Source organism: Corallococcus terminator (assembly GCF_003611635.1).
Taxonomy (GTDB): domain Bacteria; phylum Myxococcota; class Myxococcia; order Myxococcales; family Myxococcaceae; genus Corallococcus; species Corallococcus terminator.
The window spans coordinates 1-10001 of sequence record NZ_RAVZ01000347.1 but is presented as its reverse complement, the minus strand read 5'-3'; the positions used below and the strand labels follow the sequence as shown (position 1 = coordinate 10001).

At 70.3% G+C, this 10001-nt stretch carries 7 protein-coding genes and 1 pseudogene; 1 reads left to right on the top strand and 7 read right to left on the bottom strand.

Translation table 11 applies throughout. From position 1 onward, the window contains the following. Together D7V88_RS34085 and D7V88_RS34080 are read right to left on the bottom strand one after the other, a co-directional pair. On the bottom strand, nucleotides 1-1326 hold a 1326-nt coding region (locus D7V88_RS34085), incomplete at its 3' end, for an iron-containing redox enzyme family protein (RefSeq protein WP_147448972.1). Beyond that, nucleotides 1326-2342 (bottom strand): fatty acid desaturase family protein, encoded by a 1017-nt coding sequence (locus D7V88_RS34080; RefSeq protein WP_120544787.1) that lies wholly within the window; start codon nucleotides 2340-2342, stop codon nucleotides 1326-1328. The genes D7V88_RS34080 and D7V88_RS34085, both read right to left, overlap by 1 nt. Nucleotides 2343-2608: 266 nt before the next feature. Between D7V88_RS34080 and D7V88_RS34075 the strand changes: the two genes are divergently transcribed. After that, entirely contained in the window at nucleotides 2609-3331 is a 723-nt protein-coding gene (locus D7V88_RS34075; protein ID WP_120544786.1) for a B3/B4 domain-containing protein, read from the top strand. A 22-nt stretch (nucleotides 3332-3353) separates the two neighbouring features. Here the strand turns inward: D7V88_RS34075 and coaBC are convergent, their stop codons facing one another. The 5 genes and pseudogenes from coaBC to D7V88_RS34050 all read right to left on the bottom strand — a co-directional run. Then, a complete protein-coding gene (coaBC, locus tag D7V88_RS34070; protein ID WP_120544785.1) occupies nucleotides 3354-4571 on the bottom strand; it encodes a bifunctional phosphopantothenoylcysteine decarboxylase/phosphopantothenate--cysteine ligase CoaBC in 1218 nt (405 codons plus the stop codon). A gap of 40 nt (nucleotides 4572-4611) precedes the next feature. Continuing rightward, nucleotides 4612-7596, bottom strand: a complete 2985-nt coding sequence (locus tag D7V88_RS34065; RefSeq protein WP_120544784.1) for a carboxypeptidase-like regulatory domain-containing protein — start codon at nucleotides 7594-7596, stop codon at nucleotides 4612-4614. A 111-nt stretch (nucleotides 7597-7707) separates the two neighbouring features. Beyond that, nucleotides 7708-9000, bottom strand: coding sequence for a Stp1/IreP family PP2C-type Ser/Thr phosphatase (locus tag D7V88_RS34060; RefSeq protein WP_120535595.1), 1293 nt, complete (start codon nucleotides 8998-9000; stop codon nucleotides 7708-7710). Between the two features lie 57 nt (nucleotides 9001-9057). Beyond that, entirely contained in the window at nucleotides 9058-9570 is a 513-nt protein-coding gene (locus D7V88_RS34055; protein ID WP_120544788.1) for an FHA domain-containing protein, read from the bottom strand. A 72-nt stretch (nucleotides 9571-9642) separates the two neighbouring features. Then, nucleotides 9643-10001, bottom strand: a pseudogene (locus D7V88_RS34050) (hypothetical protein); the annotation flags it as partial.

Here is a 10001-nt window from a genome sequence, read left to right as displayed (position 1 = left end):
CGCCCCCACCATGCGCCCGGCGGGAACGACGACGGCCTCACCCGCGCGGAGCACCCGGGGCTTCAGGTAGCCGGCATCCACCTCCACCGTGCCCGCCGTCACCGCGATCAGCGACTCCTCGTCGCGCACGTCCGGCTCCAGGAAGAAGCCCGCCGCACGGGGCGTGGCCAGGGACGCATCCACCGCCGTGGCACGCACCGCCCGGCCCGTGTGCAGCGCTTCGCAGAAGTCGAGCTGCTCGAAGTAGTCCCGCTCCGCCAGGTCTCCCAGGAGCCGGCTGGCCTCGATGCCTCGGACCATCTCCGGGATGATGGCCTCGCCATAGCGCTGCACCAGCGGCCGGATGAGCTTGTCGAGCGCCATCCTGCGGTGGTGCAGATCGATGCCCACGTGCTCGTCGAAGTAGAGCGTGTCCACGCCCTCCCGGCCGAACACCTTCTTGAGGCTCTTGCTGAACTGGCGGTTGAAGTGCGGCACCACCGCTTCAATCCACCAGAGCGCGCCCACGTACTCGAACCAGCGCGGCTTGTGGCTGGTGACCCAGTGGAAGTAGCTGGTCATCAGCAGCGAGCTGGGCAGGTACCAGTGGTAGTACGCGTGCACCCCGCTGCTCAGGCCCAGCGACTCCAGCAGCTTCTCGAACAGCGTCGAGTGCTTGTGCGGGTGCACCCCGTACCCGAACTCGTCGATGAAGATCTTCATCAACTCCGAGTGCGCCGGACCGAAGTTGCCCGGCAGCGCCCGCGCCATCTGCGACGCCTCCGACAGGAAGTCCGGGGCCACCTGGAGGATGAAGAGCTTCGCCGCCAGGTCCGGCGCGGCGGAGGCCTCCACCCGGCGGCACACCTCGCTGGGCGCGGCCTCGTAGCGCGTCAGCAGCTCCTGGCAGTACTCCTCCAGGTGCGAAAGCGTCCACGGACCGTCCACGCTGATGTCCTCGGAGAGGAACTCGAAGCAGGTGCGCTCCAGCGCCGGACGCAGCATCGCGTTCGCCGCCATGAAGCTCGGATCGTAGAAGTCGTGGAACGCCCGGTGCTCCGCCTCCGTGAAGGCCGCCACCGGCAGGTAGAGGTTGTTCTGCTCGTACGCGTTGAAGAGCAGCCGGTTGAGCGACAGCGAGCGGTGCGTGAAGAGGGTGCCTGCCCGCACCGGCTCCTCCAGCGAGCCCAGCGACAGCCCCGCGAGCGCCGTCGGGCGCAGGTAGGGACTGTCCAGCACCCACTGATTGCTGGGCCCATACGGGCGGGCCGCCTGGAGCCCCTCCCACAGGGGGGCCAGGGCTCCGGTGGAGATCAACCGCTGCGTGTCCAACAAGGTGGAGGGCATCACGAAGGCTCGGCGTCGAGCGGGGAGCGCTCGGTCTGGAAGTGGAGCCAGCTCTTCACCAGCGAGCGCGGCCCGCGGAAGTAGCGCTCACAGTGGTGCGCCTCCGCGTACTGCGACACGGGCAGGAGGAGCTGGTGCATGCGCGGCAGGTTCGCCAGCGGGATGCGGGGAAAGAGGTGATGCGTGACGTGGTAGTTGTCGTGGTGCGGATGCAGGAAGAACGACACCCAGTTGCTGGGGTGGTTGCGCGTGTAGCCGAGCACCGTCCCGGGCTCGAGCCCGATGTGGTCGGAGATCTCCGCGAAGATCTTGATGAGGTGATACGCGGTCATCTTGGACAGCAACCACAGTCCCGCGAAGGACAGGGCCGCGCCCCAGCCGAACAGCAACCCGAACGCGCCCAGCACCCCCGTCCACCACGCCAGCACCCGCCACCGGTGCGCCACCGGCGCCCGGAACAGCGTCGCCAGGATGGAGTCCCGCCAAAGCCTCGCATCCTTCACGAAGAAGACGTAGAGACTCCAGGCGCTGTGCACACGCCCCGCCGGGGCCTCGGGCACCGACAGATAGTCGGGGTCCTTCTCCGCGTGCCCCAGATACGCGTGATGTCGCAGGTGCGCGTTCCGGTATGTCTCGAAATCCTCGAACAGCGGAAGGCCACACATCAGCGCCGCCACCCGCTGATTCAACACCCTTCCCTTCAACATGTTTCCGTGAGCCGCATCGTGCAGCCGGTTCCCCAACGCACGCTGGCGCGACCCCACCAGCACCAGGGCCACTGGAAGCAGGAACCATGAAACATGTAGACACAGGGCCCAGGCGCCAAGGATGAGCGCCCATGTTTCAAGGACCTCCAGGATTGCGCGGGCAGGCCGGGGCACACCCAACCCGGTGAGCTGCTCCTCATGTCCCTGGGCCACGAGGTACTCCCGCAGCTCACGGACCTCCTTGCCCCTGGGCATGACAAGCCCCGGGCTCGGCGCGATGCCTTCTGTCTGGCGCGGTTCGGTCGTCATGATGGAAAAAACAATTCCTGTCGGAACGACAAGGCGAGGCCGGCCCCCATGGCCCTCACCCCCGGTCCCAACAGCGGCTCGGAAAACAAAACCCACGGTTTGGAAAGGGCGCGCGCACTATCTGGTCATTGAGCCACCGTAACAATGACCTCTGACATCACCGGGTTGTTGCAACCGGTGGCGTCTGACTTTGACGCGCTGCGCGCCAACCCTGGCCGTCGGGCGGGCGGAGGTGATACGCAGCAGCCCTTTTTCAGGAGAAGCCCATGCACCTGAGTGTTTCCGAGGAGATGGCCCAGCGGTTTCCCGAACTCCGCATCAGCTTCGTGGCGGTGCGGGGAATGGACAACACGGGCAACCCACCAGAAGGGCTGGAGGCTGAAATCCGTGCTGCTGAGTCGGGTTTCCGCAGCCGGATCCCCGACCTGGCAGCCCTGGCGGCGGACACGCGAATCCTCGCCTGGCAGGACGCCTACCAGCGCTTCGGCGTCAACCCGAAGAAGTTCCGTCCCAGCGCGGAAGCCCTGCTGCGCCGCGTGGTGAATGGCCACCCGGTCCCGTGGATCAGCCGGGCCGTCAACGCGTACCTGCTCCAGGAGCTCTTCTTCCTGCTGCCCGTCGGTGGCTATGACCTCGGCCGCCTCCAGGGCGACCTGCGCCTGCGCCTGTCACCGGGCAACGAGTCCTTCACCGGCATTGGCAGCCCGGAGCCTGAACTCACCAGCCCCGGCGAGGTCGTCTACGCGGACGACGCGCGCGTCCTCACCCGCCGGTGGAACTTCCGGGATTGTGATTTCGCGAAGGTGGAGACGACCTCGCGGGACATCATCCTGTTCGCCGAAGCGCCCTCCTCCGCAGTGAAGACGGAGGAGCTGCAGCGGCTGGTGGAGCAGATTGGCGAAAAGATCCGCCAGCACTGTGGAGGCACCACCACCACCGGCCTGCTCGACCTCCAGCAGGGGCGCGAGGTCGAACTGCCGACGACGTGACGTCCGCGCTCCCTGGCCCCGCTCAGCCGCGCGGGGCCACGAGCAACAGCGCCAGGATTTCGCCGGCCACCGCGCGCTTGCTGCCCTCCAGCACGCGGTCCGGCCCGGTGCGGACAATCACCGTCACCCGGTTCGTGTCCGTGCCGAACCCCGCCCCGGTCGCGGTGACGTCGTTGGCGACGATGGCGTCCAGGCCCTTGCGCTCCAGCTTCTCGCGCGCGTGCTCCACCACCCGCTCCGTCTCCGCCGCGAAGCCCACCAGCACCGGGCGCTTCGCCTTGCCCGCCACCTGCCGCGACGCCTCCAGCAGCACGTCCGGCGTGCGCACCAGCCGCAGGGACTCCGGGCTCTCGCCCTTCTTCACCTTCTGCGGGGCCCGCACCTCCGGACGCCAGTCGCTCACCGCCGCCGTGGCGATGAACGCATCCGCGGAGTCCACCCGCGACAACACCTCGCGCGCCATGTCCTCCGCGCTCACCACGTCCACCACCTCCAGGCCCGTGCGGTCCACCGGGCCCACCGGGCCCAGCACCACCGTCACCGTCGCGCCCAGCGCGCGCGCCTCGTGCGCCAGCGCCATGCCCATCTTCCCGGTGGACGGATTGGAGATGAAGCGCACCGGATCCAGGAACTCGCGCGTGGGGCCCGCCGTCACCAGCACGCGCTGGCCCTGGAGCGGCCCGCCGCCCAGCCGCGCCGCCACGGCGGACACGATGGCGCCCACGTCCGCCAGCCTCCCGGAGCCCACGTCGCCGCACGCCAGCATCCCCGCCCCCGGGCCCACGCCCGTGAAGCGCGGATCCGCCAGCAGCGACGCCACGTTCTCCTGTGTCCGGGCGTTGTCCCACATGGCCACGTTCATCGCGGGCGCCAGCACCACCGGCCCCTTGAAGGCGAGCAGCGACGTCGTCACCGCATCCCCGCCGAAGCCCGCGCGGATCTTCGCCATCAGGTCCGCCGTCGCGGGCGCCACCACGAACGCATCGCCCCAGCGGGCGAGGTCCAGGTGGCCGAAGTTCCCCTCCTGCGCGGGGTCGAAGTAGTCCGTCAGCACCGGGTGCCCGCACAGCGCCTGGAAGGTGAGCGGGGTGACGAACTGGCGCGCGGCCTCCGTCATGGCCACCCGCACCTCCGCGCCCGCGCGCCCCAATTCCCGCACCAGCTCACAGGCCTTGTACGCCGCGATGCCGCCGCCCACGCCGACGATGACCCGGCGGCCCTTCAGTGCCGATGCGTCCATGCGGCTTCATTACGCGCCAGGGCGCCCCGTCGCAACACGACTACCGCAGGGACACGTCGCCCTGGGAGGGCACGTCCACCGTGCGCACCAGGGGGCCCGCCCCGGGCATCTCCGCGTGGAAGAAGCCCCACACCAGCGTGTACCGGCCCGGCGACAGGCCGTTCACCACCACCCGCTCGCTCATCGGCTGGTAGATGAGCTGCGCGAAGCGCGAGCGCAACAGCTCCACGGGCGGATTGCCCACCTGCCCCACCTCGCCCGGAACCACCCACAGCGCCTTGCCCCGCTCCGGCTGGAGCAGCACCGTCAGCGACGTCGTGCCCGGCACCGGCCCCAGGTCCAGCGTCATCTCCGTGCCCGCCACCTGCACCACCACCGCCGGCTCGCCCGTGCCGCCGCGCCCGCTGCCCACCACGAAGCGGTAGCTGCCCGGCGACAGCTCCGTGCTGTAGCGACCATCCGCGCCCGTGATCAGCGACACCGTCTCGCTGCGGTCCGCGTTGAGCCCCTCCACCTGCGAGCCCGCCGCGGGCCGGCCGTCCGACAGGTACACCCGGCCCGTCAGGCGCGTCGCGGTCTTGAGCGTGAGCTGCACCGGCGTCGTGTTCCCGCGCGGCACCTCCTGCGTGCCACTCAACTTGCCCTTGCGCGCGGACACCGTGAAGCGCGGCACGAACGGAGGGCTCGACAGCGTGAAGGCGCCGTCCGGCCCCGACAGCACCGACCCGTCACACACGTCGCACGTCACCACCGCGTCTGGCACCGGTCCACCCGACGCGTCCCGCACCATGCCGGACACCGACGGCGCCTTCGTCAACACCACGTCGCCCATGTCCACCGTCTTCGACGGGCGGTCCACCACCTGGGGCTCGTAGCCCGGCGCGTCCACCGCGACGATGAGCCGGTCTCCCGCCGTGGACAGCGGCAGTTCGAAGCGCCCGTCCGGGCTGTTCACGTCGTGATCATCCACCCGGAAGCGGCGCACAGGTTGGCCCGCGTCGTCCATCACGCGGCCCCGGAACGTCGTGCGCTTGCGCATCTTCACCTGCAGCGGAGGCCCGCCCGGCTTGCCCTGCGTCCGCTCCAGGGACTCGTAGCCCGCGTGGCGCGCGTCCACCAGGTACGTGCGGTCCGGCCGCAGCGCGCGGAACTCGAAGTGCCCGCCCGAATCCGTCTGCACCGGCTCCGCCATGCGCGGCATGACATTCAGGTTCGCGCCCACCACCGGCTGGCCGTCCTCGTCCACCACGTCGCCCGTCAGGGCCGCGCCCGGCTCCAGCTCCACCGCCACCTGCTGCGTGGCGCCGTCCTGCACCGTCACGGCGGTCGGCCCCGACGACAGGTACTCCGGATGCGACGCCACCAGCGTGTACGTGCCCGGCGGCAGCCCGCGCATGGGCACGACGCCGTCCGGGCCCGAGGGCCGGTCGCTGCGGAAGATGTTCTCCGGATCCGCCCACATCACCACGTCCGCGCCCTCCACCCGCCGGCCCCCGCTGGACACCGTCACGTCCGCGCCCGCCTTGGCCTCCAGCGACAGCGTCACGTCCGTCGCGGGCGCCGTCGCCTGAACGCTGCCGCCGCCCCATTCGGAGTGGTGCGCGTGCAGCGTGTAGAGCCCCGGCATGGGCACCTGCGCGGCGAAGTGGCCTTCGTTGTCCGCGTTCGTCGTCTCGCCGGTGGGCTGCACCAGGATGGACACGTTCGAGGCGGGCCGGCCGTACTCGTCGATGACCTGCCCGGTGATCAGCGTGGCCTTCGCCAGCTCCAGCTCCAGCGCCGTCTCCCCCTGCGCCACCCGCGCGGGAAGCTGCGCCGTCTTGAAGCCCTCCGCCTGCCCCTCCAGCACGTACTCGCCCGGCGCCAGGGGTCCCAGCTCCGCGAGCGCCCCGGTGGGCACCGCGTCGCGGCGGATCAAATCGCCCGCCACCGTCCGCAGGAGCAACTGCGGGTTCGGCACCGGCTGGCCCTCTTCATCCACCACCGTGACGAGCAGCCGGCCCGCGGCCTCCAGCTCCAGCGTCACCTGCGTCACCCGCTTGGACAGCGTGAGCGTCTGGGGCGCGGATCCGAAACCCGGCGCCTCCGCCGTCACCACCACCTCGTCCGGATACAGGCCGTTGAAGCGCACCGGCGCGCCCTGCGCTTCCGTGTGCGCCTCGCGCGTCAGGTGGTCGCCGCGCAGCCGCACCGTCGCCGCGGCGGGAGCGCCCTCGCGCGTGACGCGCACCTCCAGCGTGCGCGACGGCGTCAGCTTCAGCCGCAAGGGCTGCGAGTCGGCCTCCACCTGCTGCGCCACCGCGGGCTGGAAGCCCTCCGCGTCCGCGAGCACATAGAAGGGCCCTTCGCCCAGGCCCGTCAGCAGGAACGCGCCTCCCGCGCCCGCCACCACCTCGAAGGGCAGCGGCACCTTGCGCGACACCGCTCGCACGCGCGCCCCGGGCCTCGGCTGGCCGGAGTCGTCCACCACCGTGCCGGAGATGCTCCGCAGGGCCGGCAGGTACAGGTCCACGGATTCGCCCGGGGCCGCCCGGTTCTTGAGCGCCACGCCCAGCCCGTCCGCGCGAGCCCAGACGGAGAAGGAAACGCCCGCCAGATGCTCGAAGCGGAACTTCCCCTGCGCATCCGTGCGCACCGTGGCGCGCGGCGTGAGGAAGCCCTGCTGCTGCTCGAAGAAGGCCCGCGTGTGCAGCGCCGTCTCATGCGCGGTGCAGGCCAGCAGCGCCAGGCCACACTCGTCGCACCGCACGTCCGCCACCGTCCGCTCCGCCGACGCCGCGAGCGACACCTCCGCGTCCGCCACTGGCCGGCCACCGCCGTCCAGCACGCGCCCGGTGAGCGTCAGCCCCTCCTGCGCGCCCGACGACACCGCCACCGCGTTGAACGCGGGCAGCCCCTGGCGCATCGAACTGGCGGAGACGGGCGACCCGAGGCGCGCGGCGGGAGCCCCCCACCGGGGTCCCAGCACCATGGCGGCGAGCGCCACCAGCACGGTGGCCACCCCGATGAAGACCCATTTGCGCATGCGTACGCGGCCGGGAACCTACCCCACGGCCGGCCCCCCAACGACGGTTTCCCCCGGGAAATTCCGGAGCGTCCTGTCCAGGACGTCCGGCGCCCCGGAAGCGTTCCCGCGTCAGTCTTCCGCGAAGGGCTGGATGGCCTGCGCCACGGCCAGCTCCTGCCGCGCTTCGCTCAACTCGGAGTTGGTCGCCCGCAGCCGGTCGCTCAGCACCTGCACGAAGCTCCAGAGCATCTTCACCGCGAGGATGGCCTCGCGCTTCATGAGCCCCATCAGGTCCGAACGGGCAATCACCATCGTCCGCGTGGGCTCCGTCGCACGCACCGTGGCGGACCGGGGCGCGTTGTCGATGAGGCCCATCTCTCCGAAGTGGCCTCCCGAGCGCAGCTCCGCGATCTCCACGCCATTCTTCTCGATGGCCACCCGGCCCCGGATGACGACGAAGAGCTCCTCGCCCGGCTGCCCCTCCACGACGATCTCCCGACCCGCCGGGTAGGTGCGCGTCGTGGCGATGGACAGCACCGCCGTCTGCTCCTTGTACGTGAGGTGACGGAAGAGCGGGATCTTCCGCAGCGCCTCCATGCGCGACTGCGCCTCGCTCGTCTCCTCGCTGGCCAGGGCCGCGCTGTCGCCAGCGACCTTCACCACCACCGCGGTGATGTTGTCCTTGCCACCGCGCTCGTTGGCCAGCTCCACCAGCTTGCGCGGCATGTCGCCGGGCTGGAGGTTGGCCACCAGCGGGAGCAGCTCCTCATCCTCCATGTAGCCATGCAGACCGTCCGAACAGAGCAGGAACACGTCGCCGGGCATCAGGTCCACGATGAGCGTGTCGACCTGGACCGACTCCTGGATGCCCACCGCGCGGGTGATCACGTTGCGGTACTGCGACGTGGCCGCCTGCTCCTTGGTGATGGTGCCGGCCTTCAACTGCGCGGCGACCAGCGTGTGGTCCTCGGTGAGCCGGTGGCACTGGCTGTGGCGCACCAGGTACACGCGGCTGTCGCCCACGTGGCCGATGACGCCCTTGTTGCCGCCCACCGCCAGGCACACGAACGTCGTGCCCATGCCGCGCTTGGACGCGTCCGTCATCGCCGCGCGGTAGATGTCCGCGCACGCCCGCTGCACGGCCACCTCCACCAGCGCCGCCGCCGCGGAACGGCTGTCCGCCGTGGGGTTGTTGGCCAGGTCCTTCAGCAGGTGCCGGTTGGCCGCGATGTGCTGCTTGACGACCTCCGTGGCCCGCGCGCTGGCGACCTCACCCGCGGCGTGTCCGCCCATGCCATCGGCGACCATGAACAGGCCGAGCGACGCGTCCACCATCATCGCGTCTTCGTTGTGCTGCCGTTTCCGGCCTACATCGGTCAGCCCGAAGGCTTCTGTGGTCAAGGCCACCGCGAACGCTCCCATCCGTGCCTAGAGGGTGACTTCGCACGTTACGCAGGCCGCCGAAGACGTGGCAAGGCTTCAGGACTGCAGGCGCTTCGCCAACAGCCGCGCGAAAGCCCCCGGCGTGTAGAAGCTGACCTCCACCTGGCCGAAGCGCAGCCGCATCCCGTCCCCTACCGGCGTCGGTTTGCGCGCCAACAGCCGCTCCCCCATGACGTACGAGCCGTTCTTCGAACCCGCATCCGTCAGGAGAAAACCCGCTTCCCCCGCGTCCCGCGCAAACCACGCGTGAAATCGGGACACACTCCCGTCATCCAGCACGACGTCGTTGTTGCCGGTGCGCCCCACGGTGATGCCCCGGCCAAAGGCGTTGCCGGTCGACTTGAGCAGGGGAAAGACGACGGGTTCGTCCTGCCCGAGCGTTGGCGGCCCGGCGTTGGTCACCGTCCGCAGCGGGTAGTCTTCCAGCTCGGACGGGGTGACCGTGCCCAGGGCGGGCATGAAGAGCAGGAGGCCCGGGGGCAGGCCCCGCTCGAACTCATCGCGGTTGCGCAGGTAACGCGTGACGTGGGCGCTGAGAAGCTCGGCCATGAGGGGTTGGCGGCGCTCGGGCACCCGCACCGGGAGGCCGTTCCGCTCTCGTGCTTCCAGTGTACCGCGCCTTTACCGCCAATCCGCGAAAAATCCGAGGCTCACGCCACCCACGAAGTTACGGGCGAAGCTGCGGTTCTTGAGACCGAACGGTTCGGCGTAGCCCACGGCGACCCCCACGCCCACGTCACTCAGTTGGTAGCCAATCTGGATGCGGCCCTGGACGATGCCGGCGGTGCGCCGGTCCGGGGGCTGGGTGCCGAAGTGGGCGCCATAGAAGACGGGGCCGCCCGACACCTGGAAGCCCCAGTGCGCCTGGCCCGGCAGGTGGTTGCGGTAGGCGATGCCGACCTGCGCGGTGTGCTCGTAGTAGGAGTTCACCGGCAGGATGAACCCCTCCAACGCCGTGTCGGGCAGGGACGCCGCCCAGC